This window comes from Limnothrix redekei LRLZ20PSL1, assembly GCF_043235035.1.
Classification (GTDB): domain Bacteria; phylum Cyanobacteriota; class Cyanobacteriia; order CACIAM-69d; family CACIAM-69d; genus CACIAM-69d.
The window spans coordinates 58,923-84,543 of record NZ_JAZAQF010000094.1; the positions used below are offsets into that span (position 1 = coordinate 58,923).

Consider the following 25,621-nt stretch of genomic DNA (forward strand, 5'->3'; position numbering starts at 1 on the left):
TCAGCGCGGCACTAGGGGCGATCGCTCCGGTACGGAATGCCAAGGGCGCGGGACTCCATACAACGCCACCGTTCCTTGGCCGTTCCAGCGCTCCCCATTCGGCAGGGTAGCCCGCCGAAAATCCGCTTGCTCCAATTGAGCATCGTGCAAAACAGCCCGGGTGAGATTGCTGGCAAACAAAATGGCTTGGGTCAAATCTGCCCGACTCAAATCCGCGTCAATTAGCGCGGCCCGACTTAAATCAGTGCGGATCAGATTAGCTCGGCGGAGGTTAGCCCGACTCAGATCCACCTCGGACAAATCAAAATGGCTCAGATCGGCGGTGGCCAAGTTACTTTGGGGCGCAATTAGCCACAGACCAGCCCCGATCGGGTCAAAGTCCTGGGGCCAGCAGGTAGCCTCGTCCATCAATGCCCCTTGAAAACTAGCCCCTTGGAGTTGGGCGTGGCTCAGGTCGGTTCCGCGCAAATCTGCCCGATCGAGATAAGCCTCCTGCAACTGGGCCTGGGCTAAATTCCAACCCCGCAAGTCCGCTTGGCTGAGGTTGCTGGCCGCGGCTTTCAGGTGGGAACCCAGAACGATCGCCCCCTGCTGCAACCAGTCGATCGCCCCTTGGGTGCGGGCATCCACGCGGGACTGTCGCCAGTCCACCCCATCCACCCAAGTCCACCGCAAATCCGCCCCACAAAGATCCGCCCCGTTTAAGCTGGCTCCTCGCAGGTCGGCACCCCGTAAATCGGCTTCGCGCAAATCCGCCCGCCGCAGGTAAGTGCCCCGTAAATCAGCTTCGCGCAAATCCGCCCGCCGCAGGTTCACCCCCGACAGATAAGCCGAAGACCAATTGACCGCCCGAGCCACAACCTCGCGGAAGCGGGCCCCGGAAAAGTCCGCCCCGCTTAAGCGTAGTTCCGACAAATTGGCTCGATCAAAATTCCACTTGCCCTGGTGATATTGCTCAATCCACTCAGCCGCCTGACTCTGTTTCATGGAGATCACCGATCGCGCCGTGGGCTACCAACTGTTGATAGTCTTCGGCCGTTAGCCCTTCGTTATTACCCAAGACCGCACCCGTGACGATCGCCCGGTGAAAATTCACCCGACTCAAGTTGGCTCCGCTCAGGTTAGCCCCACTCAGGTTAGCCCCGCTCAGGTTGGCCAGGGCCAAGCTGGCCTTGTGCAAATCTGCTCTGGTTAAATTGACATCGCTCAAGAGGGCCCCGGACAAATCTGCCCCGGCCAAGCGTGCTTCCGTCAAATCTGCCCCGCTTAAGTCCGCATCACAAAGCTGGGAGCCGCGTAGATTCACCCGTTGCAGATTGGCCCCGCTCAGGTCACACCCCTCCAGTCGTACCCCCAGAAGTTGTCTGCCGGTTAAGTCTTGTTGGGGATTCAGTTGGGCCAGGGTCAGCAGATCAAGGAAGCTGGCTTGCGGATTGGCCCAAATGGCCGCGATCGCCCCGGCCCAGGGCCCGTCAATGGCCCCACCCGATCGCGCCAGGAGGCAATCCAACACTGCTCGCTGTTCCGGCGACAGGGGGTGACGCTCCGCCAGGTTCAACGCTTGGGTAATTTGTTCGATCACCGCATCCAAATCCACGCGCGATCGATCCGCACCCGCCTGTTCCGCAGGGGCCCCTGCATCCTGAAAAACCGTCACAATTCAATCTCCTTCAATTGCCGTTTGCACAACGGCTGCTGCACATGATCACTACCCAGTTTTTAGGGTAACCCGAAGGGAACCGGCGGCCGGCTGAATGCAAAGAGAGTTCAACATTCTCACGATCCGCATCGCGGCGGCATGAGGGTTAATCAGAAGGTTAAACAACCGTTCAGGTCGGTAACCAGGTTTGCACCACGCGCCCCGTAATTTTGTGGCCCAGCCATGGGGTGTTCTGGGCCAGGGACTGCAATTGGGCCGGCTCCACTGTCCAGGTGGCGGCGGGATCAAACCGAATCAGGGGCTGGGCCTGACCGGGGCCGATCGATTGGGGCGTTTGGCCCAACAACTCGGCGGGCCGCTGACTGAGCGATCGCCACAGTTCCAGCGCCGTCAATTCCCCGGTCATCACCAACCCTGACCAGAGCAAGGGCAAGGCCAACTCCAGCCCGATCGCCCCTTGGGGTGCTTCGGCAAAGGCGACGGTTTTTTCTTCGTAGGTGTAGGGAGCATGATCCACGGCGATCGCGTCGATCGCTCCGGTTTTGAGGGCGGCGATCAGGGCTTGGCGATCGGTGGGGTTGCCCAAGGGGGCAGGCAGATGCAGGCTGGGATCGTAGGGCAAAGGGGGGCGATCGCTACCCGGCAGAGGTCGCCGTCCGTCAATGTGGCTGGTGTCGCAGAGCAATTGCAACCATGACAGGCTGGCCGTGAGGGGCAACCCATCGGCCTTGCCTTGGGCCACGAGGGCGGCGGCTCGACCGGTGGCCAAACGCATCACATGCAGGCGGGCGGGGCGATCGCGCAGCAGCTCCAAAAGGGTGGCTAGGGCGCTGCTTTCGGCCGCCGCTGACACCCCCACCAGCCCCAACCGCAATGCCTCAATCCCTTCCAGCACAGGGCCGCGACTGGCCAAGGCCCTTTGACCCATCACCATCAACGGCAACCCCAAGGGCCCTGCATAATCCAGCAAGCGTTCCATCAAGACCCAATCCCGGATCGATCGCCCGTCGGTGAAGCCCACAATGCCAGCGGTGGCTAACTCTGCCAACTCGCTCATTTGCTCCCCTTGGGTCCCTTGGGTCAAGGCTCCCCAAAGATGCAGGCGGGGGTTTGGCTCCGGCAAGGCCGCCCAGCGATCGCGCAGGTTTTGCACCATGGCGGGCTGATCGATCGCCGGTTGCGTGTTGGGCAACAGGGCAAAGGTGGTGAATCCACCGGCCAGGGCGGCGGCGGCCAAGCTGGCGAGGGTTTCTCGGGACTCATAGCCCGGTTCGCCCGATCGGGAATAGCAATCCACCAGGCCCGGAGCCAAAATTTGCCCCGCCGCCTCAATCACTCGGGTTCCCTCCGGCAGAGCTTGGGGATCCGGGTCGATCGCCCGCACTTGCCCCTGATCCAACAGAACCGTGGCCCGGCGATCAACCTGGGCCACCGGGTCAATCAGGCGAATTTCCCGTAGCAGTTCGATCGCCATCTACAGCGCCCCAGCGGCCGTTTTGTCCAAAATGGTGCCGGATAGGTGATGGGTAATATTCATCGCCTGCAACACCGGCAAACTATCGGGCCCGTCGGGATAGCAAATTGCCGTTACCCCACCGTTCCCTTGCTTAAAGCGCCAAATGCTGTCGGGGCCAAGACCCGTGAGCTGGCAGAGCAGGGCTTTATTTACGGCATCATGGGCCACCACCAAACCGGTCAAGGGGCGATCGGCTAGCGTTGCCCCTTCACCCGCCTGAGCCAACACGGCCGCCCAGGCCTGCTCGGCGCGATCGAACACCTGTTGCAAATTCTCACCCTCCGGCATCTGCACCGTTTCCGGGTGCGTTTGCCACTGTTTCAGCAGGCCCGGATATTCCGCCTCAATTTCCGATTCGTACTTGCCTTCCCACAAACCGTGGCCAATCTCCTTGAGGGTATCGAGCAAGCCCAATTCCAGCCCCGAGTGATGCGCCAAAATTGCCTCCGCCGTGGCCTTGGGGCGAGCCATGGGGCTGCTGAAGGCAAAGTCGATCGCCACATCCTTCAGGAAATTGCCCACTTTGGCCGCTTGACCGTGACCCGTTTCATTCAAGGGCACATCAATTTGGCCCTGAAACCGCCCCTGACGGTTCCATTCCGTTTCCCCGTGGCGCACCAACAGCAACTGCGGCCCCCGATCGCCCCCACCGGGCTTGGGCACAGCGGAACCCCCCAAGGCTCCCAAATGCGCCGTTAGGTTCATCGATTCCAGTTGCACCGCATCCCCTAGGCTACCGGCAAAGTTCAGCACGCTGATTCCGCAGTTCGATTGCAGCAGGCAGTGATAGCGATCGGGGCCAATTCCCAACGCCGTGCTCAGCAAGCAACGGTTAATGCCGTTATGGCCCACCAAGGCTACCGTTTGTCCTTGATGGCGGCTCAAAATCTCTTCCCAAAAGGCCTTAGCCTGTTCCCGCAAGGACAGCACCGGGAAGTGCGTCCCACTGGCCAGCGCCATGCTGAATTCGTGGGGCCGGTGTTTCCATTGGTCATAGGCTTCAGGAAACTGAGCCTTCACGTCACTCACGGCCATCCCTTCCCAAAGGGGCAAATCCACCTCTCGCAACAGTTCGTTGGTGGTCAGGGGCGGCGCGGGTTGCAATTGCTGACAGATGGTTTCGGCCGTTTGGCGCGCACGCTGAAGGGGGCTGCAATAGAAGGCATCGATCGCCAAACCTTGCAGGGCGATCGCCACCTGGGTAGCCTGGTTACGCCCCAAGTCAGTCAGCACCGACTGATCGCAGCGCCCTTGAATGATCCGGCGGGTGTTGAAGTTACTTTGTCCGTGGCGGATGAGGATAACGCGCGTAGCCAAGGGGCTGTCTCCTAAAGTGGGGGTCAGGGGGGAGCGGGGCAACAGGACTATTGCCGGGCTGAGGGCTTGTCAGAGCGAAGGTGCGGCGGTTTGGCGATCGAACAGGGCCTTGCTTCGGGGATTGAAAGCGGGCCCATGGCAGACAACCGGCGCTCAGCCAGGATGCATTCTACCGCTCTGAGGCGAATCAACAGTTCTTCTGATCGGATCTTCTGATTGGAAATTCCCATGGAAAAACAACCGCCACCCAAGGAAGCGGTTGAAACCAAAGCACACCAGGGGCCGATCAGGCCAGAAATCGCTACACCACCAAAGCGCAATCAAGCGGCCACCTCCCACGGTGGGCCTATTGCGCTAGCACATCCGGCGCGGTAGTTTCCCCAAAGCCCGATCGCCGCTGGTGGGATGGGTTAGGGCTGGCGCTAGGCGTGGGTTGCTGGGTGGGTTGGGCCGCCGGTGGATTGGTAGCCTCAGAAGTGGGGGTCGATCGGCTCTGGGGGGTGGGGGTAGGGGTTTGGGCAGGTATGGTGCGCGGAGCGGGGGGCCCCGGCTCAGGCGATCGCGGCTCGGTCGCCTGGTTCAACGCCGTGCGCACGGCTTCGATCGGCTGGGATTCCTTGAGTCGGCCCCCTTCCCACAGCCCCGCCAACTGTTGCCCATTGGCATAGCTATAGATGCCGCGACCGTGAAAAGCATTGTTGCGAAATTCCCCTTCGTAGCGATCGCCATTGGCGGTGCGGTAATTGCCGCGGCCGTTGAACTGTCCCGCCATAAAGTCTCCTTCGTAGCGATCGCCCGCAGGCGACACATAAATCCCCCGCCCTTGCAGCTTACCGTTCACCACCTGTCCTTCATAAACCCCACCCGCCGCATAGGCATAGCGGCCGCGGCCCGTGCGCTGACCCGCCACAAAGTCTCCCTCGTAGCGATCGCCGTTGGCCGCCAAGCAGTTGCCTGGGCCCGTGAAGATGGCGGCCTTGGCTAATTCCTCGCAGGAAGCAGTGGCGGAATTGGTGGATAGGCGCACTTCTTCCGATCGCGCCGCTGGACTAATCCCGATCGTGCCAACGCAGGCACTCAGAACCATCGGAAACACAACGCCCCGACCCCATGGCCAAGGCAAGCGAGTTGAGTTGGATCGCATAAGGTCTGGATAAGTAGCTGTGGCAACCGTTCTGAGCAACCGCCCATCGGCGGCATGGCGAGCGGCATGGCTAAATCTTTTGTAACTGGCTGATCGCGATCATGACGAATTTTCTATTAAATCGTTATTTTAATCGGGCTTGTCTATTTTGTCTGCATTCAAGCAATCACTTGAATTGATTTGATTGTGAGAATTGATTTGTTTTAGAGCATTTTTACCCTAATTTTCACTCCGATTTTTGAACCATCCAAGCTTCAGCAACATCGTTGGGATCGTTACAAAAACCAGTAGGACATCTTGAGGCTGGACTCAAAATCATCTGCATCGGTTTTGTCTTGGCTCGGAGGCAATGGTTGGGAGGCAATGCTCGGAATCGCGATCGGATGTTGACCTTCTCGACCTCCAATTTCGGAAATGATGATGAAGTAATTACAAACTCCCAAAGTGGTTCGGTCTTCATCATTCAAGATTAAGTCAAGGCCAACAGCGGCTTAAAAAACGAGATCAACAGAAAATTCATCAAAAACCCCTTCAGGATGTATTCAGGACTCAAATCAAGGACTAGGGAGATCAGCTTAATAATTTGACCAATCGACTCAGTTTTGCTCATGGGGCTAAGGCATCATCGATCAAGTAGCTAATGGAATAGCTGGGAGAATAGGCGGGAATGATGATTAGGGGCAAGGTTGTGGCGATGCATGAGCGCAGATCCCAATTTGGGGGGAAACCGTTAGCTTAGGGGCGATGTTTGCGGATGGCTTCACTTCCGCGATCGCCCCTGGGATCTGAAATGCTGAAAATGCCGCCCAATTAGTCCCGAGCAGGGTACATCAGCATCGATCGAAGTAAGCAGTATGCTCGCTGGTTCATTGACCACCTCAGGGCCTGGCCCAGGCCGGGTCGGGTGATCATCCCCAGTCCGCAACACTTGAGGCGATTTCCTTGGGATCTGCGCCGTGGCTCATCCCTGTAGCCTGGGTCTGCCCACAGCCGTTTTATGCAATTCAGTATCGTCATCGCTACCTATAACCGCCGTCGGCTGCTCGATCGGGCGATCGCCTCTGCTTTGGGACAAAGCTATCCCTGTGAAGTCGTGGTGGTGGACGACTGTTCCCGGGACGATACCCCCGAATGGGTGGCTCAGTTGCAACTCAGCCTCCCGATCGAGCGACGCGCCCAACTGGTCTATTGGCGCAACAGCAGTAATCAGGGCCATTCAGCCAGTGTGAACCGAGGTGTGGAGCTGGCCAAGGGCGACTGGGTGAAGTTGCTTGATGATGATGATTATCTTGATCCCAATTGCATTGCTGAATTTGTGCGGGCAATTCGCATTCACGATCAGCGCTGTGGCAAAGGTTTACGTCCGCCCGCGGCCTTGTGCTCCTGCCAGGCTTTGCAGGTGGACTTACAGGGCAATGAAATGGGGCACACCCCTCGCACGGGGCCAGGTTTAGCCTATTTCATTCCCCAAGAGGATATTCACTACGGCATGTTGGTGGAGATGGTGCCGTTTGGTACGCCGGTGCAAGTGGCCTTTCGCCGATCGGCCTTTCTGCAAGCCCGGGGCTGGGACTCTCAGTTTGATACCAATTTTGATGATATTGATGCTTGGATTCGCATTGCTGAATATGGCGATGCCATTTTTTTAAATCAGTGCTTGGCCTATCGCACCGTCTGGGACGGAGCCTATAACCGGCAATTTTCGTTCGATCGCCGGTTTGACACCAATTGGTCCATTAAACAAAAAATTCACGGACTGGTAAACGAACGGTTTCAGCAGCAATTGCCCGAAAGCCAGGCGGTTCAGTCCTATCTGCGCCTGCATTGGGGATTGGTTGCCCTTAAGCATTACCAATGGTTCAAGGCCTTCTCGATCGCTGCTCCCAGTTTGCTATCGGCTCGGGGATGGGGCCTGATGTTGCACACTCGGCTGAATCGTATTTTCCACGCCCTCACCTGGACATATCGAGACACCCAACGCTATCTGAAACGCCGCCTTCAGGCCTGGATTCGGGCCCAATCGCCCCAATCGCTGCTGCGGGGTGGGTGGTTCAAACTGCGCTGGCAACAAATGCGTTTTCGGTTGCAGTTGGCGCGGCAACTGTGGCAGCAGGGGTTCCCCTTGGCGGCTTTGTTTGTGGTGAAAACGGTGGTGATGCGTTGGGCGATCGCCCTGTGGCTTGATCCTTTGGTGCGCTGGGCCCAACGATCGCCCCGACGACGGGCTTGGCTGCTGCGTCGTGCGGCCCGACTGTGGCGTTGGCTCGATCGGGACTTAAATTTTCTGAACCATTTAGACCATGCCCAGCGCCAAAGCAGTCCCCATCACTCCAGCACGCCCAGTCACCTCAATCGCCCTCGCCCCCTCAGCGATCGGATCAGGAATCGTATCGATCGCCTGAGTCGCCTGAATCGCCTGAATCGCTTAAGTCGCATGAGCTATTTGCCACCCAGCAATCCTGTGCTCGCTTTGCCCGCTGCTCCAGTCTCCAGCCCACCGCAACCACCCCCACCCAAACCACCCATGACCCCAAGGTTGCGCCAATGGATCGATCGACTGCGATTCGTGCAAGCTCGCCAATTGTGGCATCAGGGGCGTTGGCTGAAATCTTTGGCGCTGTCGATGCCGCTGCTGTTGTCCCCTGCCATTTGGGGGCTGATGTGGCAGCGGGGCGGGCGGGCAATGCGCCGGCCGAAGGTTCGGCGGTTTGTGCTGCTGGATTTGCCAACGGCCCCGGGCGATCGGCCTCATCCTCACCCCTAAATCAGGATGAGATCGGGGTGAAAGCAAGAGAAAACCAGAATGAAACCGGCAGAAAACCAGGACGCGATCGAGATGAATCGCCCCGAAATGGGAATGGATTCTTTGGCTACCAACCAATTAGGGACGCGGCTGTGTTGATCGCTGCCAGTGATAGCATGAGCAGGGGCCAGGGCCGGAGAACGATCGAGTGCGATCGCCCGTCCAACCCAATGTTTCTGAACCTATCGTGATTCTGACTGCGCGCAGACCGCGCGACCAACACCTATGTCGCAAAACAAAGGATTTGGCTTCGGCTTGGGCAAAATGAAGGAAATTGCTCAAGCGATCCAAAAAGCCCAGCAAGTGCAAGAAGATGCTAAAAAGCTGCAAGAAGAGCTGGAAAAAACCGAAATTGAAGGTCAAGCGGGCAACGGCTTGGTGAAGGTGGTGATGAGCGGCAACCAAGAACCCCTCCGCGTAGAAATTTCCGCAGAAGCCTTGGGCGAAGGGGCTGAAGTTTTGTCGGATCTGGTTTTTGCGGCCATGAAAAACGCCTACACCGCTTCCACAGAAACCATGCGGCAACGAATGGAAGCCCTGACCGCTAATCTTCAGCTACCGGGCATGTAGTCCCCGTGAATCGACAGATCGACCCTGAAGGTCTGTCGTCATTGCCTGGGAGCCAATGGGAGCCGTTGATTTCCCAGACTCCAACCGTCGTAACAAGGGGCTTAAGCCCCTTGCTCCCCACGATCTTGTCACGGTGGAGTCAGGGTTGCCGACAATTTGACGATCGGCCCTCAGCTCCTGATCCAGTTATTCCGGCATCTTGGCAGACCAAGAGCGTTGGCCCTCAGTCTGCGGTGAGTGAGACACATCGAATTCAGTTGCCTTCTTTGGCACCTTGCTAGACTCTGCGAAATCTGTGCCCTATGCCTGTCAAACTGCTTTTTGTCTGTTTGGGCAATATTTGCCGATCGCCCGCTGCCGAAAATTTGATGAATCATCTCATTGCACAGCGCGGCTTGCAGGGGCAAATTGAGTGTGATTCGGCGGGCACAGGAGCCTATCACGTGGGCGAGCCACCCGATCGGCGCATGAGCGCGGCGGCGGCGAATCACCCAGGCATCAAATTGCAAGGGCGGGCGCGACAATTTTCCTCCGTTGATTTTGCGGATTTTGACCTAATTTTGGCGATGGATCGGGATAACTATTGGGGCATTTTGGCGCGCGATCCCGATCGCAAATATCGCGACAAGGTGAAGATGATGTGCGATTTTTGTCGCCACCATGACCTCAAGGAAGTGCCTGATCCTTACTATGGCGGCCCCGAAGGATTTCAGCAGGTTATTGATCTGTTGCTTGATGCCTGTGAAGGACTGTTGGAAACCCTAATTCAGGAAGGCAAGGTTACACCTCCTTAGGATTAGGAAACTGCCGGGTTAACCACAGGATTAAACAACTGTTTACCAACTTCAGAATTAGATCATTCAGCATTCAACCATTTAGCATTTAGCCATCAAACTCGATCGCCCCAGGCCAATAGTCCCATAACACCAGGGCTTGGCCCTGAAACTGCGTGGGTTCTCCAAGGGTAATGAATTCGTTGGTTAATTCATGGAGTAATTCATGGGGTAATTCATGGGGTAATTTAAGGTTCAATTGAGGGTTCGATCGCTCCGTTAATCCTGTGATTGGCCGAATCACTGATCCTTCAACCCCAGCTACCGTTCCCCGAGGCGATCGCCCCACCAACGCCACATCAAACCGCCGAGCTAAATGGGCCCATTGGGGATGTTGAATTAAAAACAACTCCGCCGTTCGCAAGAGTTTAAGTTGCTTGGCGGGGGTGATGGCTAACGCGCCGTTGCGATCCCAATTTCCAGGACTGCGGGTTTTCACCTCCACAAAGGCCAATTCCTGACCCGATCGCGCCACCAAGTCCAACTCACCGGCCCGACAGCGCCATCGCCGCGCCTCGATCGTCCAGCCCTCTTGCATCAACCAAGTGGCCACCAATGCTTCACCCAATTCGCCTAACTGGGTCGCCGCTTGACGTTGATTAATTGAGCTTTGATTAACGGGGCGTTGTTGATTTTGGTGCTGATCCATAAAAATAGGCCCAAAAGCTATAGGCCCAAAAACTATAGGCCCAAAAATTAACGTGCTTCGCCCGTGTCCAAAATCACCCCTAGGGCGATCGCGATGCGGCGATCGAGATAGCGGTTGAGATCCGCACTCATATCCAAAACGTAGCGATCGAGCAAGGTGAATTTGCGGTTAAATTCTCCAATTTGCCGCTCTCGATTGGCTTCACAAATAATAAAGTTAGTGCGCAACAATCCAAACATTGGCCCCAGCAAGCGCCGAAGCAATGCAAGGGCAATTGAATCTTCATAGGCTATGCAAAGCAGTGAGCCATCGGGGCGATAGCAATGCCACCGTTTGCGAAATAGATCGTAGAGATAGTTCTTGCGAAATCGAGCTAAATCTCCTTTCAAATCGCGCACGGTGAAAGTGGCCGTGAACCATTCAAATTTTTTCTCTTGAATGATTTTAATCAGTGGTTCCTGTTTGCTGGCATCTCGATAGATGGTGACATGGCGCTTGGGTGAAATCAGCACAATCACCGCCAAAACTGCGATGCAAATAACGATCGTTCCCATCAAAAACACGGGCCATTGCAAGTCTTTTGGCACCACCGACAGCAAGAAAGCCAGCAGCACGATCATGACGATGGTGGTAACTAAACCGGCCAAAACCGCCAGCAAGCTACGCGCCCAATGGGTTGGCCGCTCAATGAACAGGATCGGGGCTCCGTGATCATCACAAACGTCATATTTTTCCGAGAGGGTCATCAACTTTTGTCGCAATAAAAATCGATCGCGGTTAAAGACTGAATCGACCTGAAACATGCTCAATTCTCCACAACATCACCCGATCGCCCCCGTGGCGGCGGCCCCGGTTAGCCCAGGTTTCTGGGCCAACGTTAACCGACAACCCGCCTCATCGCAGGGTCACCACCACCCCTTGGCTTTCACGGGCCGATCGATCCACGGCGCAGAGGGCATAGGTTCCGGCCCCCAAGGCGAGCGATCGCGCTCCAGCCGCCAACAGGCGATCGAGCGTCCAACTGTTGCCCTGTTGTCGGTAAAGGGCCCAACCACGCAACCCTTCGCCACCCCCAGTCCAAGCGAGTTCTCCACCATTGACCCTCACCCCCGTGGGCGGACTCGGCGGGTTGCCGGTGGCCCTCAAGACCGGCGGCAAGGCTGGTTGGGCATAGAGTTCCTGGCGCAGTTGGTCGGCAAATCCTTGGCGGTTTTCCGCGATCGGCTCAATGTTATAGAACGCATTTCCCAAGGCCCGCTGGGCTGCCAGCTCCCGCGTGAGGGTAATTTGCTGCTCAAATTCGGCCACTGACCAAGCACTGCTGCTGCCCAATTTGTCCAAGTTGTTACCGGGGTAAACATGGGCCCCGTTGGCAATTTGCACCCACCAGTTCAGCAGGGTGCGGTAACTTTGGGCCGTTTGATCAATCCGCCAATAGAGTTGAGGCGCAACGTAATCTAACCAGCCGGCCTTGAGCCACCATTTGGGATCGGCAAACAGGCGATCGTACTGATCCAGTCCCACAATGCCCGCCGGTTCTCCGGGGCGATAGATGCCAAAGGGGCTGATGCCGAATTTGACCCAAGGTTTGACCGATCGAATCTGTTCCGACAACCGCTTCACCAGCTTGTTTACGTTGTCGCGCCGCCAATCGGCCAAGGTTTTGCCACCCCCCCAAGACCAGTAGGTTTGGCGATCGGGAAATTCTTGCCCCTCCACGGGATAGGGATAGAAATAGTCATCCAGGTGAATGCCGTCGATGTCGTAGCGCCGCACCACATCCAACACCACGTCCACGGCTCGGTTTTGCACCTCGGGCAGGCCCGGATCCATCCAGCGCTGCGTGCCGTAGGTGTAAACGGCGTTGGGGTAAACGGCTTCCACGTGGTTCCCGGTGCCGATCGGGGCGTTGAGGGAGGTGCGGGCCCGGTAGGGATTGAACCAAGCGTGGAGTTCCAAGTTGCGTTGGCGGCATTGCTCGATCGCGAAGGCCAGCGGGTCATAGTAAGGATTGGGTGCGCGGCCTTGGGTTCCCGTTAACCAGCGGCTCCAAGGCTCAATGCTGGAGTCGTAAAGCGCGTCTCCTTCCGGGCGAATTTGCAGGAAGATGGCGTTTAAACGGGCCGCCGCCGCTCGATCGAGCAGAGTCACCAATTCCGCCTGCTGTTGGGCGCTGGACAGGCCCGCCTTGGACGGCCAATTCACATTCCACACGCTGGCAATCCAAGCGGCTCGCAATTCCCGTCGATGGGACAGATTCACCAACTGGGGCGGCGGCTCCCCGGGTTCCACCAAGTAGGGCGAGTTGATCGCAGGGAAATCCCGATCGGCTACCAGGGCTTGATAGAGCATGGTGGCCACTTCCGCCCGGCTGCTGGCTTGGCTGGGGCGCAGTTGCCGCAAGTTGGGAAAATTCGCCACCAAGCGACGGTGCAAGGCTCGCTGCACCGGTTGTCGGGCATAGGTTGCGATCGCTCCGGTATCATCAAAAAAACGGCTCAGATCCAAGGTTTCGCCGCCGGTTAAGCCCAACCCATTCACCAAGGCCACCAACACATCGGCCCGCACGATCGTGGCATCGGGGCGAAAGGAACCGTCCGGGTAGCCACTGAGCAAACCCCGTTCCCAAGCCTGTTGAATCGCAGCTCGGGCCCAATGGTTAGCGGCCACATCCCGAAAGCTGCGGGGCGATCGCATGGGGGGCCGATCAACCGATCGCACCAGCAAGGCCGCGAATTGGGCCCGAGTTAAGGGGCGATCCGGTTGGAAGGATCCATCGGGAAATCCACTAATCAACCCTCGATCGGACAGGGCCGCGATGAAGGCTTGGGCCCAGTGGTTGGTGATGTCTGCAAACGTCGCCATTGTCCTCAAATCCCTTGCTGCGCTGCGATCGCTTCTCGCACCCTAGCATGGCCTTGAACTTTCGCCCCATGGCCCGATCCCCTTTTGGGCCCCGGCCAAGGGAAGGCTGATTAGGATCAAAAATCACTGCGATTGCAAGATTCAATCGGGCGATCGCCCCCAGATTCCCAAAGAAGTCCAAACACTCAGCGCCGCGATCGCCAATCGCCCGTACAATGTTGCGTGGACGCTCAACCCCGCGTCACAACTCCGGGCGCTGTTTGTGTTCGGCAATTTGCGTTGGGCAATTGAATTTGCGCTGGGCAATTGGTTGTGACCGCTGCCGGTTGAAGCGGTTCCATAGCTTGCAACTCTTGCAACCCATTGTTTTCATTTAGCTAGGCTTTTCACAGGAGAGCGCCCCATGGCCCAAGCGGTAGGCTCGATCGAAACCAAAGGCTTCCCCGCCGTCTTGGCCGCAGCCGATGCAATGGTTAAGGCCGGGCGCGTCACCCTCGTTGGCTATATCCGCGTGGGCAGCGCTCGCTTCACCGTTAATGTGCGCGGCGAAGTGGCTGAAGTTAAACAATCCGTTGAAGCGGGCATCGCGGCGGCCGAAAACGTCTTCGGCGGCGTGGTGGAATCGTGGGTGATCATCCCGCGTCCCCACGAGAATGTGGTGGCGGTGCTGCCCATTGAATACAACGACAAGGTGGAACAGTATCGCGTGGCGGTGGAAGGCCCGCGCCTGCTCACCTCGCGCTAGGGCTGATTGCTAAAGGCCCCATTGGTCACTGGCCGCCCTTCCTCGGGCGGCTTTTGTTTAGGCATCGAGCCTTTGGATGGGCCTAGGTCTCAGTACCATTCCTAATCCCAACGATCGAGGTCGTCTGACCAACGCTGTAACAGGGCCATGGCTCGATCGCGCTGGGTTTCAAAGGTGGCCGCCAGCCAGATCATTCCCGTGCCCAACGCCAGCCCCACCAACCATTTCAGGAACGACCACCGGGCATTCAGCTCCACAAAATTGGCCAGGGTCGCGGCTCCCAGCAACAGGGATCCCATCAGCAGGTAGGCGCGCACTTGCCAAAAAATGCCGGCCCCGATCGCCCCGAGGGCCAACACCAAACTCACCCAATCGGTGCTGTGCTGTGCGAAGGCCGCCCAAGCGATGATTCCCGTGCCGGCCAATCGCAGGCCATGGCGCAGAGGTCGGCCTGTAGCCCCCTGCCAAGCGGGATCAATTTCCGCCGCCAAAATTAAGCTGCTGCCCAAGGGCCCCACATAGAGCAGGGCTTCCATGGAACCGGCCAGCCACAGACTCCGCCAAATTGACCAGGTGGCAAACAGCAGCCCCAGGTAATACAACCGGCGACGACGCAATAGGGCCGCCAACGCACCATAACTGGCGGCCACCACCATCAGCGCGGGCGGGGCGATCGACCCGGCCAGCAAGAGGCTCATGCTGGCGGGCAACCAAAGGGCAACCCGTTCCCAGGCGTTTTTTGGGGAGCGGGTTTGGCCCAAAACCGCCAGCCCGATCGCGCCGAAGGCCGCCAGGACAGGCCAATGGGGGTCAAAGGCGGCCCAGCCAGGCAACCAAGCGCGGCCCCAACTGATCCAGGCGATCGTTTGCAAAGCCGCCAGATCCACCCACAGGCCCGAGGTGCGCCACCCCTGAACCCAGGGATAGGCCACCAACAATCCCAAGGCTGCCCAGGCCAAGGGGCCGTGGGTGGGGCCCGCCGTCAGCCACAGCAAGCCCGAAAACCCAGTACCCACCAGCCAGTGGCCATGGGCTGCCCAGGCCAGCGTGCGGCCATTGAGGGCAAAGAGCGATCGCCCCCATCGATCGCGCCCGAGGTCATAAAACCAAGCCAGGAATCCTGCCACGACGGCAAACAACACCAGGGCATCCGTTGTGGTTCCGGCGGGCAACCAATGGCCCGTCCAAAAGAAGGCCAATTCACCCCAACCCCAGGAGGCGATCGCCAGGGAACTGTAACTCAGCCAGCGTTGATGGGGCGATCGGGCGGCCACCCGCAAACCAATGAGCGCCACCCCCACCATTAGCAAGCCCGTCCAACCATCCCAATAGTTCGATCGCCACAACAGGGTTAACAGGCCATAGCCCAAGGGCAACCACCGACGGCTGGGAAACTGTCGCCCCAACCGCTCTGTCGCAAACAGGCAGATAAACCCCAGCCCAAGCGTCACCACCGCATAGTGGCTGAGGGAGCCGTTCAGTTGGCGAAGGGTTTCCGCCGCCGCCAGTTCCAAGGCCGCGGCTCCCGCCCAGAGCAACCCCGGAATGGCGGCGGGCCGACCGGCCCGCCGACTGGTGAGCAACCGAAACCCGATCGCCCCCAACAGCAGCCCAATCACCCACCCTTCCCAAAGCGCCTGGGGCTGATCCCAGTCCAGGGCCAACACCAACAGCCGCAGGGCCGTGAAGGACAACAGCAACCAGCTCACCGCTGTGGCCCAGCGATCGAGAGCTTGGCCATAGAGACGCAGCAGCGGACTCGATCGCCCCACCCCCAACCACCACAGTCCCCAAGCCACAACCAAGAGACCACTCTGCAACGTCACCCAAGGGCCAAGGGCTAGCCCGCTCCAAGACCCCACGCCGGCCCCGGTCAAGGCGGATAAGGACAACCAACCAAAGGTCACGGCCATCAGGGCCACCCACCCTTGCCGAAACCCAGGCAGCAGGGAACTGGCCCCCAAGGCCAACCCGGCCACACCTAGGGACAGAGTGAGGGACTGGGGTGAGGAAATGGCCAGGGATTGGGCCAAGACCAATCCTCCGGCCCCTAGTCCCTTGGCAGCTTTGCGGAACCTTCCGGGCCCGATCGCCGCTAACCCCAACAGAGCCAACGGGATCACCAACCAACTGAGCAAGCCCGAGGTCGCCACCTGTGCGGGGACGGTTTCCCAAACCCCATGGGTCAGTTGCACCAGGCTCAAACCCGCCAGGCCGAGACCCAGCCACCAACTGGTTTTCACCCAAGGTTGCCAAGGGGAACGATCGCCCCCGATCGCCACCAAACTCCACAGAACCAGGGCGGCTCCAATGCCCACCTGCCCCCAACCGATCGGGGCGCTGGTGGTGGGCAAGGCAAACCGGGCCAGGGCATAAACAGCGGCCAGGGCGGCCGTGAGGGTGCAGTTGGCCAGGACTTGGGGCAGCAGGGATCCCAAGGGCGATCGACTGGCAACCAGGCCGAAGCTGGCGGTGGTGAGCAAGCTGAGGGGCAAAAGCCGCAGGTTATGGGGCCAGAGGGCGAGGGCATAGGCATTGAGCAACAACAGGATTCCCAGTGCCAGGCCCAAGCCAAATTTCGCTAAATCGGGGCGATCGCGCCGCTGCTGGGCGATCGCCAGGCCCCCCGGCACGATCGGGTAAGGCAACCACAGCAGACCCAAAATCTGTTCCGGTTGCCGCAGTTCCAGCAGGGATTGGGCCGCAACCCAGAGGCTCGATCGCCAATCATCGGGCAACAGGGCCGCGGTTCCTCGGCAAGCTCCCGCCATCACCAGGGTTAAGCCCAACAAATCCGCTCTCCGCCCCGATCGCTGCAACCGTTCCCACAACAGACCTCCCGCAATCAGGGCCAAGGTCAATTGCTGCCAAGGAGCCGTGGCATCCGTCTGCCCCAGCAACCAACCCAAGCCCACCAGCAACCAGCCAAACCCATTCAGCCCCACCTTGGCCCGGGTCGCCTCGCGAGCATCCAAAATCACCAGCAACCCAGACACCACCATCACCAACGCCACATCGGCCAAGCTGGCGATCTGGGTGGCCAGGGCCCGCAACAGCAAAATCAGCAGTGAACCGGCCATCAGGGCCCGATGATGGCGCGATCGCAGTTGCCACCGGCCGGGCCAGGCGGCCGCCAGGGCAATCAACCCCGCACAAATCGTCACCCCAGCCCAAGCTTGGCCCGATGACCAGTTCCAGTGCAATCCACAGGCCAACAGGATTAAGAGGGCAACCGATCGCCGACTCACCATCGTCCAGGCAATCATCAACCACAGTGCGCCCGCTCCAAACCAGCCCCACAGGGGCAACCCCAAACCATCGGCGGCCCAGGCATTGACCGGTAACAGCAGGGTCACCAGGGCGCGTAGGGTTTGACCCGTCAGGCGCAGTCGGGCCTGGCGATCGGTCCAGAGGGCAGCCCCCCAAAACAAGATCGTGTACAGCAGCAGGATGCCATATTGCCCCACGCCCCCCACTTGGCTCCAAAAGCTGGCCGCCAACCAGGCAGAGGACACCACCACCAAAAACGCCCCCAACAGTAGCAACCAAACCACGCTCAGCTCAGCCGTAATGGCCCGCAGCCGACCGGGGGACTGGGTGGCGGGTTGGGGGGTGGAACTAAGGGCGGGAGCCACGGGCGATCGCGCGGTGGCGGGCAATGGACAGGTGAGCCAGGTGCTGGCCACTTCGCGCACCCAATCTTCCGACACCAACCCCAAACGCAACCACACCTCCAACCCCTCCAAAAGTCGGGGGTCAGAGGTGCGGACAGCCAATTCAATGGTTAGCAGGTGGTCGCGGTGTTGCGGAGCGAGGTCAGCCATAAAGGGAGTCGGAGGGACACGATCGGCTTAGGAGGGGTCAACCGCCATGAGCCTAACCCGATCGCCCCGCCATCCCCCAACCACCCGGCCAGTTCCGCCGTTGTCGGTGGGTAGTTGTTGCTGCCAACGACTGCCCGCCGATCGCTTGCCCTAGACCGATTTGATCTAGACTTCGATCTAGACCGAGATGAAGTCCTGACTATTCACGAATTGCAAGGCGGGGATGCCCTGGAGACGGGCGATCGGGGTCTCGCCAGCTCGCACCAGGATCGAGTTGCCCTCTTCAACAAAAGACAAATCGGTAAATCGCAATCCACCAGCCAGAGCAATGCGGTCATTGTTAGCGAAGTAATCAGAAATGCTGTCCAGACCGCGATTGAGACCGATCACAAAGGTATCGATTCCCTCGCCACCAAAGAGCACGTCATCCCCTTGATCGCCGGAAAGCACGTCATTGCCCGCACTGCCCGTGAGGGTGTCATTCCCCTTGCCCCCAAAAAGGGTGTCGTCATCCTCGCAACCATCCAGTTGGTCATCGCCATCGTTGCCAAATAGCAAGTCATTCCCGGCGTTACCGGACAACACATCGTTATCGGAACCCGTGCTAACGGACTGGGGCCGATCGGGATTGTTGCCGTAGAGGGTATCGTTGCCTGCTTCACCACAGAGGGTGTCGTTGCCCCGATCGCCCATCAACAGATCCAATCCCGCACCACCCCAGAGGTAGTCATTCCCCTGACCACCCCTGGCCGTATCGTTGCCATCTTCGCCCGCCAGGCTGTCGTTGCCATCATTGCCCAACAGCAAGTCTTCATTGCCGCCGCCCAACAGCAGATCGTTGCCGGTGCGATCGGGATCCCGCGTGTTGTTGTTGCCACCAATCAGGGTGTCGTTGCCCAGGTCACCGGACAGCACATCATTGCCCTTATCGCCATAGAGCAAATCGTTGTCCTTACCGCCATACACCAAGTCATCCTCTTGACCGGCATAGATGGTGTCTTGGCCCTGACCACCGTTCAGGTTGTCTTGGCCACGACCGCCGTAGAGCAGGTCATCGTCCGTGCCGGCCCCGATCGGGACATTGCTGCCACCGCTGCCCAACAGGGTGTCGTTGCCCAGGTCACCGTAGAGCACGTCATTGCCCAAATCGCCCAGGATCAAATCATTGTCCCGGCCGCCAAAGGCCGTGTCCTTGCCGTCGCCCCCGGAAAGGGTGTCTTGACCTTCGTTGCCATAGAGCAGGTCATCGCCGCCCAAGCCAAACAACAGGTCTTGGCCGTTGGGATCGGCAATGAGGCGCACACCGGTTCCGCCGATCAGGGTGTCGTTGCCCAAGTCACCGATCAGAATGTCGTTACCCCGATCGCCGTGCAGCAAGTCGGCTTCCTTGCCGCCGCGAATGTAGTCATCCCCTTGGCCGCCAAACACCGTATCTTCACCTTCATTGGCGCTGATTACGTCGTTTTCGGTATTGCCAAAGATCAAGTCCCGATCGCTCGGATCCGGCCGGTTATCCGGGCGACCTTGGCCGCCGATGATGGTGTCGGCTCCTTGGTCACCGCGCAGGATGTCACTGCCCCGATCGCCCAGCAGAATATCGTTATCCTTGCCACCATTGATGATGTCTTGGCCATTGCCGCCAAAGATCACATCATCACCCTCATTGCCATTGAGCAGGTCGTTGCCCTCGCCCCCGCCGAGGCGATCGGCATCCACCCCGGAACCCACCGCAGCGAGATTGCCCAGGCCGCCAAAAATGGAATCGTTGCCCAGGTCGCCAATCAGTTCATCGGAACCGGGGCCGCCCCGCAGGCGATCGTTCCCCGCAAACCCCGCCACAAGATCGTTGGATGCTGTGCCCACCAAATCGTCACTACCCGGCGCGCCCAGCAGCCGATTACCGCCGCTTTCGGGCGGCGGCGGAATCACCAGCGCGGGTAGCTCAGGCACAATCAGAGGGTTGGGAATTTGCCAGGAAGCCGCCAACGGCGAGGCCACGCAACCGCAATTCGGGGCAACACCCGCCACGTCAGCAAAACTGGTGATGAAGAAGGGCAGATCCCCCAAAGCGGTGTTAACCGGAGTGGGCGGCGTGGGCGGCGTGCTGGCCACCGAAATTCCCGGCGGCGCAATGAAAGAAATCGTGCCACTGATCAGACTGCGATTGCCTTTTACATCAATCACATCAAAGGTCAGAAAATCCTTACCCGTGAAATCGGCCCGGGGGATAAAGAACAGATTGCCGAATTCTTCCGGAGTCAGGAGGCCCGTGCTGGTGAGTTTGCGTCCCCCATTGAACGGATCACCCACGTACAAGTCACCCAAGGCCGGTAAGCGGGTGATGTTGTAATTCTTGATGGAATCGCTGTTTGGGTCGATCGCAGTGGGTGGCAGTCCCCCCAACCGAAACTTGACAACGCCGTTTTCGGGAGGTTCGGTCAAATCCGTGGCCGAGCCGGGAACCACGTTGAAGATCCCATTCAAGGGAACCGGCGGTTCGGCAATAATTTCCGGGCGATCGAACAATACCGTTGCCGAATCCGGACTCAGGTTCCCCTTGTCATCCCTTGCGGAGTACTTGAAGAACCCTTTGCCATCGGGTGACTCAAACCGTAGGTTGCCGACATTGCCCGGCGGAATCGATTGCCCCGCCGACAGGGAAACCTTCGCCCCCGTCAGTGGATCGAGCAAAAACAGCGAACTCCCTGGGGGAATTTCCGTAATCACAAATTCCCGAATCGGATCACTATCAGGATCCGCCGCCGCCAAAGGAATGGAACCATTGGGGTTATAGGGCAACACCAAATTGAGCGGGGTCGGCGGCGTATTCACGCCACCCAGCACTCGAGTCGCATCGGTCGCCGTAATCACCTGGGGAGCGAGGGGCCCCAAATCCGGGTCAAAAAGCCCAGCCGGTAGGGAGACTCGGGCCGTGTTGGTGATCACCCCAGTGGCCGTATCCGAAAGGCGACCCGACACCTGGAAGGTTTTCGTTTCTCCAGCATTGAGCGCCAAGCCAATCCCGGGAGGAGCCAGCACATTGGGATTCCAAACGGGACTGAGCAATTCTGCCGGGGGCGCATCGGACAGGTTCAGCAAGAACGGGGCCGTAATGTCGCAGCCACCGGTGTTGGAGATCGTAATGCTGTAGGTAATGGTGCTGCCGGGAAGTACTGCTTCTAGCCCATCGGTTTTGGTGAGATTAATGTTGGGCTTGATCGGCTGACTGGGCAACGTTGCCAGGTCTCCCACGCTGATCGGCTGGTCAGCGGTGAGGGCCACACCATTAATCACGGTTCCCGCTGGAACTCGCGTGCGGGCTACCAGGGACACAGCTCCTGAATTTTGGTCAACCCGATATAGCCCTGCACCACCCGGATTTTGTCCCGTCGTGGTGGCATAAAGGTTGCCATCGTAACCCAGGGCCAACCCGGCGAAGGGAACGCTGTTTTTGGTTAAGAGTTGCGCCGAAACCGGGATAGGAGTGCCATCAAAAGGTTTAGCTAACTCAGTTGCCGGGATTCTATAAAGGCGACCGGTCGTAGCCCCGTTGGCGGGACTCCGCAAAACCATGAGCAGTGATCCATCGGTGGGATCCACCGCAAAATCACCGCTAGTAAAACCAGTCACGTTATCGTCGGGCGGCAAATCAGCAGGGTCACTGGAACCGGTGATACTCGTGATTTGCAGTCTTTTGGAGAGAACTTGGCTGGAGGCAGCTGTGGAAGCGGCGACGTTGATAAAGTCGATCGTCCGACCACTGCCCGCAATTAGGTTCCCCGCCGTATCAAAGGCTAAGCGCCCAGAGTTGAGGGTATTGGGAACGGGGGTGCCACCACCGCCCGCTAAATCGGTGACCTGAATTGTGCCGCCCCCGTTGGGTAAGCCATAAATTCGGTTGGAGTTAGGCTCACGGGCGATCGCGTCACTAGCCAGGAAATTAGCCTGCTGTAGCTTCACTTCCCCGGTAGCCAAATCAACCGTTACCAGGTCGTTTTGTCCGCCACTGCCGTCGAAGTTGGCGATCCCAAGGAATTGGTTGGGAACACAGGGAGCCAACAGGCCTGGATATTGGGCGATCGCCCGCTGTGTGAAGGGCACTTGGGATTGCAGGGGCCCGGTCGATCGATCCAAGCGCCAAGAGCCACCCCGATCGGCTGATCCCACCGGACTGGTGGCCGCGCCCACGGTCGCTTGGGTCAGGTGAGCCAGGGTTTCAATCAGTTGCTGCCCCAGGATGCCGGCCCCCGTGCGGCAGCCATAGAGCAAAATTTCAGCTCGATCACTCAGCAACAGGGCCCAGCGACGCAGCCAGTCCTGCACATCCCGAGACAGATTGGCCACGGACAGCCCCCGATCGCCCAACTGCAACCAGCCCGGTTGACCGTGAGCAATCACATGGAGTTGTTGAACCGGTTTTTCAGCCAAGGCTTGGGTCATTTGGGCCCAAGCTGCCGCCGTTGGCTCCAACTTCAGCACCCTTGTGCCGGGCTGCACTCCCTGAATCAATTGGTCGATCGCTTCTACCCTTGCATCAATCACAACCAAGGTGGATTCAAGGTTGTTGGGCTGGCGTGACTGAGAAGACGTAGACAAAACAATCGATCGATCGGTGGACTGCAATGAGCAATCAAAATGTTGATCTTGCGAATCACAATTTTGATCATTGCTTTGGCGTTGCATCGATGATGAACCCTCAGCAAAAATACTCAGAGTAGTCAACCCAGACGATTGTGTTGATTGATGCGTGCTCATGAAGCTCTCACAGAAAGGTAGAAAACAATGTGTCTTGCATCCCTTTAACGGGGAAATAGATAGATGCCCCGGATGATTGATAAATTTGAGAGAACCTGATCGCTCTCGTCTAAATTTAATGATGGACTAGTTGTGCCGAGAGAGGGGTCATGGGCAGTTTCAAAGCATGATGTTAGTCACGCATTACACCGTGAAAATCAAGCAAGGAAAGGTAATCCAGACTGTGGCAGAACAAGTATTCGGAAATTCACAATCTTGATTGAAAATTCACAATCTTGATTGAAAAATTCTCGAAAAATTTAAATTTCTAGAGCGAAATTGATCGATGCATTTTGAGTTTTCATCATGACTCGATACCAACCAATTCATTCACTCCTCATCTTTACGTCTTCCGCTTGAGATTTCTCTCTGGGCTATGAAAAGCCATGACGATATCACAATAGCTTGAACGTACCCTGACCAACGACCTGGGTTTCACCAGATCGCTGAACTGAGTAAACTGTCCCAGTTGCGGACTTGTAAAGGACTCTTGGGACAGTCCGTGAAATTGATGAGACGGTTAGACACCCAAGGGGACAACTTCAAGGCGAATCCTGGGCGATCGGGTATCAAAGACTACCGCCAGTTTCACTAGTTTTTCATCTTTGTTGTGTAATCTGCGATCGCTCAAACCTTGGGTAGGGTAATTATCCCTGAGCAGCTTCTTGAGTCCTATCTATCTGAAGGAAACATATTTTTCTGTTTGCATGTGTTTGGATTTGTCTGCACCCTGATCTTAAAATATAGCGATAAATTTCTTAAGAAAACTTAGTTCAAAGGAAGATTTTAGATTTTTCATTGAAATAAAATCTGCATACAATTATTTTTCAGTCTTCAATTAAAAAACAAAGAATCATAGTTCAATAATTCAAGATCAAAAATTCAATTATTTGATTTCTGATTTTTGATGATTTTTGACGATTAAATCATCTTGAAATCATGGAAACATCATAGCCAATATTTTTTATCACTACTTACGCTATTCAATTAAAATTTAATCATCACAATCTGTAATTCATAATTTACAGTATCTAGCATTTGAGATCCAATTATCACTGAATAATGAGCATTGAAAAAACAAGCAAATTGGCAAAGAACGATTTGATCAGCAATCTGATTTGATCCTTCAATTTCCGTGGCTTGCATGGCTCAAAATCGAGGGATACAGAAAACCTTTTAATTGACTCAGGTTACTCAGTTTGATCGAGTCAAGAAAATTGCAGCCTTGAGCGCGGAAAGTTAGATTTTTGGGGTAGATGGGACTCCGGAAATGATATCAGGCTGAGTCATCCCGCCTGGGGTTTGGTTGATTGCATCCTAAACAGCAAAAATGAAAAACCAGTGAAGCCACAGAAATTATGGCTCCCACAGAGACCCTGGATCATCCCTGGCTCAGACTATGGATTATGGATTTATGAGAGTTTGCAAGGTCAGAACCTGCGGCGGGGTGGCATCGGGGGGATAGATCAGGCTGACTTGCACAAGCCGATCGCCCTGAGGCGGCAACTGCACCATCGCGAGGGGCTGGCCTGGTTCTCCTCGGCGCTGCACCAAATGTACATATCGCGTTTGTGGCAATCCCCGATCGTCGGGATATCGAATGCGGACGGTTCCCCGAAAGAAGACCGAGTTGGGCAACGGATCGAAAAACTGCAACCCCGGCGCGGGCGCATCAAATTTCACTGGCGTTTCTAGGGCAATGGCCACCGTCTGCGGTTGGGCTGTGGGGTTATGCAGGGGCAAGGTGAGGTCATATTCAATCCCGTAGTTGCCGTGGGCGGCCCAGGCCGTATCCGGGTAGCGAGCCACGATCGGGGCAGTTTGCACCTGCTCAGTTCCCAACCGACCGGCAACCAGGGTGCTCACACCATAGGAAAAGGCTGCACCGGGGGCAGGAATGCTGAGGCGTGGATTGTTGGGCCCATCGGTAACGATCGCGCGCCAACGGGACCCGATCGCCACGCCGGCCACCCGGCCATAGCGCAGGGGGCCCGGTGCGCCGGGAGGCGTGGGAACCGGCTCGCGCGGCCCTGACAGTGTTCCGGTGGTGAGCGTGGATCGCCAGTCCGCTTCCGTGGGGGGCTGTTCTTCACCGTCGGGGGTTGCCTGGGCAAAACGGGCGAGGGTGGCGGCATAAACCGGGCGATCGCTGTCCAGACGTAGCAGGGTGGAGCGACCGTTCAGGGGTGGATTGAGCGATCGAACCGGAATGGGCAAACTAGTTAGCACAATTGTCTCGCCCGGGGGAATGGTGACCCGATCGGGCAAATCCGCTTGACGACGGCCGCGCAACACCCAATCCACCGCTCGACTACCGGGGCCCGAGTAAACCTGGCCGATCGGGTTATCCACCATCGGCGGCAGGGCAATAAACGGCGCATCGGGCTGGCTGAGATAACTGGCCCCCTGAAGAACTCGCACCGTTGCCGATCGATTGGGATCCGCATTGCCCAACACAATTCCTACATAGAGCGATCGCAGGTCGATCGCCCCATCCGGGCCCGTTGCCTCCGCCTTAGCAATGTGGTGGGCAAAAATGTCAAACCGCCCTTGAAACACCTGATTAAGGTGTGCCTCTGGACTGCGCATCCCAGCAGGGGGAAAGGTCGAGAGCAAAATTCCCGCTTGCTGGACAATTTCCGGGCTGTTGCTATTCAGCACAGGCACCGCATCCAAACGCCCCGGGAGCGATCGCACCTCCTGGGGCCGCAGATTCGGCCTCGGACTCGGTGCGGGCGTTCCGGGTGGCAAGCCCTGCGCTCCCACAATTCCCGCCAGTAGCCAGCTTGCCCACACCATCCTTACAAACCCTCTCGAAACCACAAAGCATCGCGGTTTTCATTATCTCAAACCAATGGCCCCTCCTGGGTTGCCAGCCGCTGGGGTTAATCAACAGTTCCT

General features: G+C 57.7%; 16 protein-coding genes and 1 pseudogene. 4 read left to right on the forward strand and 13 right to left on the reverse strand.

All coding sequences use genetic code 11. From position 1 onward, the window contains the following. From VPK24_RS18140 to VPK24_RS18165, 6 genes are all read right to left on the reverse strand, one after another. The gene (locus VPK24_RS18140; protein ID WP_393015503.1) at nt 1–987 is read right to left on the reverse strand and encodes a pentapeptide repeat-containing protein; all 987 of its coding nucleotides are present in this window, start codon (nt 985–987) and stop codon (nt 1–3) included. Continuing rightward, the gene (locus VPK24_RS18145; protein WP_393015504.1) at nt 965–1,657 is read right to left on the reverse strand and encodes a pentapeptide repeat-containing protein; all 693 of its coding nucleotides are present in this window, start codon (nt 1,655–1,657) and stop codon (nt 965–967) included. Before VPK24_RS18145 ends, VPK24_RS18140 begins: the two co-directional genes overlap by 23 nt. A 172-nt stretch (nt 1,658–1,829) precedes the next feature. Continuing rightward, nucleotides 1,830–3,134 (reverse strand): dihydroorotase, encoded by a 1,305-nt coding sequence (locus VPK24_RS18150; RefSeq protein ID WP_393015506.1) that lies wholly within the window; start codon nt 3,132–3,134, stop codon nt 1,830–1,832. Further along, nucleotides 3,135–4,493 carry a histidine phosphatase family protein gene (locus tag VPK24_RS18155; protein ID WP_393015508.1) on the reverse strand — a complete coding sequence of 453 codons (1,359 nt, stop codon included), beginning with the start codon at nt 4,491–4,493 and terminating at the stop codon, nt 3,135–3,137. Nucleotides 4,494–4,839: 346 nt separating this feature from the next. Then, nucleotides 4,840–5,580, reverse strand: a complete 741-nt coding sequence (locus VPK24_RS18160) for an MORN repeat-containing protein (protein WP_393015560.1) — start codon at nt 5,578–5,580, stop codon at nt 4,840–4,842. A gap of 332 nt (nt 5,581–5,912) precedes the next feature. Beyond that, entirely contained in the window at nt 5,913–6,104 is a 192-nt protein-coding gene (locus VPK24_RS18165; RefSeq protein WP_393015510.1) for a hypothetical protein, read from the reverse strand. Between the two features lie 530 nt (nt 6,105–6,634). Here VPK24_RS18165 and VPK24_RS18170 point away from each other — a divergent pair. The 3 genes from VPK24_RS18170 (at nt 6,635) to VPK24_RS18180 (ending at nt 9,804) form a co-directional block, all read left to right on the forward strand. Further along, nucleotides 6,635–8,401, forward strand: coding sequence for a glycosyltransferase family 2 protein (locus tag VPK24_RS18170; RefSeq protein ID WP_393015512.1), 1,767 nt, complete (start codon nt 6,635–6,637; stop codon nt 8,399–8,401). A 264-nt stretch (nt 8,402–8,665) separates the two neighbouring features. Further along, the gene (locus VPK24_RS18175) at nt 8,666–9,010 is read left to right on the forward strand and encodes a YbaB/EbfC family nucleoid-associated protein (protein ID WP_099532961.1); all 345 of its coding nucleotides are present in this window, start codon (nt 8,666–8,668) and stop codon (nt 9,008–9,010) included. 302 nt (nt 9,011–9,312) lie between these two features. Next, the gene (locus tag VPK24_RS18180; protein WP_190353845.1) at nt 9,313–9,804 is read left to right on the forward strand and encodes a low molecular weight protein-tyrosine-phosphatase; all 492 of its coding nucleotides are present in this window, start codon (nt 9,313–9,315) and stop codon (nt 9,802–9,804) included. Between the two features lie 277 nt (nt 9,805–10,081). On the opposite strand, the pseudogene VPK24_RS18185 reads toward VPK24_RS18180, so the two are convergent. From VPK24_RS18185 to VPK24_RS18195, 3 genes and pseudogenes are all read right to left on the reverse strand, one after another. Further along, nucleotides 10,082–10,492 (reverse strand): annotated as a pseudogene (locus VPK24_RS18185) (YraN family protein); the annotation flags it as partial. Nucleotides 10,493–10,539: 47 nt separating this feature from the next. Continuing rightward, nucleotides 10,540–11,295: a hypothetical protein gene (locus VPK24_RS18190; RefSeq protein ID WP_393015515.1), complete on the reverse strand. Its 756-nt coding sequence runs from the start codon at nt 11,293–11,295 to the stop codon at nt 10,540–10,542. Between the two features lie 91 nt (nt 11,296–11,386). Then, a complete protein-coding gene (locus VPK24_RS18195) occupies nt 11,387–13,357 on the reverse strand; it encodes a glycoside hydrolase family 10 protein (protein ID WP_393015516.1) in 1,971 nt (656 codons plus the stop codon). A 403-nt stretch (nt 13,358–13,760) separates the two neighbouring features. Between VPK24_RS18195 and VPK24_RS18200 the strand changes: the two genes are divergently transcribed. Continuing rightward, on the forward strand, nt 13,761–14,102 hold the full coding sequence (locus VPK24_RS18200; RefSeq protein ID WP_099532966.1) for a carbon dioxide-concentrating mechanism protein CcmK: 342 nt from the start codon (nt 13,761–13,763) through the stop codon (nt 14,100–14,102). 101 nt (nt 14,103–14,203) lie between these two features. Here VPK24_RS18200 and VPK24_RS18205 read toward each other — a convergent pair whose 3' ends face one another. From VPK24_RS18205 to VPK24_RS18220, 4 genes are all read right to left on the reverse strand, one after another. Next, nucleotides 14,204–17,926: a hypothetical protein gene (locus VPK24_RS18205; RefSeq protein WP_393015518.1), complete on the reverse strand. Its 3,723-nt coding sequence runs from the start codon at nt 17,924–17,926 to the stop codon at nt 14,204–14,206. Nucleotides 17,927–18,103: 177 nt separating this feature from the next. Then, on the reverse strand, nt 18,104–22,522 hold the full coding sequence (locus VPK24_RS18210; protein ID WP_393015520.1) for a DUF4347 domain-containing protein: 4,419 nt from the start codon (nt 22,520–22,522) through the stop codon (nt 18,104–18,106). Nucleotides 22,523–23,707: 1,185 nt separating this feature from the next. Beyond that, entirely contained in the window at nt 23,708–23,866 is a 159-nt protein-coding gene (locus VPK24_RS18215; RefSeq protein WP_393015522.1) for a hypothetical protein, read from the reverse strand. Nucleotides 23,867–24,124: 258 nt separating this feature from the next. Then, nucleotides 24,125–25,519 (reverse strand): DUF3370 domain-containing protein, encoded by a 1,395-nt coding sequence (locus VPK24_RS18220; protein ID WP_393015523.1) that lies wholly within the window; start codon nt 25,517–25,519, stop codon nt 24,125–24,127. Between the last annotated feature and the right edge of the window lie 102 nt (nt 25,520–25,621).

What these genes read in the sequence shown, in the direction of transcription:
- VPK24_RS18140 (WP_393015503.1), bottom strand. Translation starts at nt 987, where the DNA reads ATGAAACAGAGTCAGGCGGCTGAGTGGATTGAGCAATATCACCAGGGC.
- VPK24_RS18150 (WP_393015506.1), bottom strand. Translation starts at nt 3,134, where the DNA reads ATGGCGATCGAACTGCTACGGGAAATTCGCCTGATTGACCCGGTGGCC.
- VPK24_RS18160 (WP_393015560.1), bottom strand. Translation starts at nt 5,580, where the DNA reads ATGGTTCTGAGTGCCTGCGTTGGCACGATCGGGATTAGTCCAGCGGCG.
- VPK24_RS18170 (WP_393015512.1), top strand. Translation starts at nt 6,635, where the DNA reads ATGCAATTCAGTATCGTCATCGCTACCTATAACCGCCGTCGGCTGCTC.
- VPK24_RS18175 (WP_099532961.1), top strand. Translation starts at nt 8,666, where the DNA reads ATGTCGCAAAACAAAGGATTTGGCTTCGGCTTGGGCAAAATGAAGGAA.
- VPK24_RS18180 (WP_190353845.1), top strand. Translation starts at nt 9,313, where the DNA reads ATGCCTGTCAAACTGCTTTTTGTCTGTTTGGGCAATATTTGCCGATCG.
- VPK24_RS18190 (WP_393015515.1), bottom strand. Translation starts at nt 11,295, where the DNA reads ATGTTTCAGGTCGATTCAGTCTTTAACCGCGATCGATTTTTATTGCGA.
- VPK24_RS18195 (WP_393015516.1), bottom strand. Translation starts at nt 13,357, where the DNA reads ATGGCGACGTTTGCAGACATCACCAACCACTGGGCCCAAGCCTTCATC.
- VPK24_RS18200 (WP_099532966.1), top strand. Translation starts at nt 13,761, where the DNA reads ATGGCCCAAGCGGTAGGCTCGATCGAAACCAAAGGCTTCCCCGCCGTC.
- VPK24_RS18205 (WP_393015518.1), bottom strand. Translation starts at nt 17,926, where the DNA reads ATGGCTGACCTCGCTCCGCAACACCGCGACCACCTGCTAACCATTGAA.
- VPK24_RS18215 (WP_393015522.1), bottom strand. Translation starts at nt 23,866, where the DNA reads ATGCAAGCCACGGAAATTGAAGGATCAAATCAGATTGCTGATCAAATC.
- VPK24_RS18220 (WP_393015523.1), bottom strand. Translation starts at nt 25,519, where the DNA reads ATGGTGTGGGCAAGCTGGCTACTGGCGGGAATTGTGGGAGCGCAGGGC.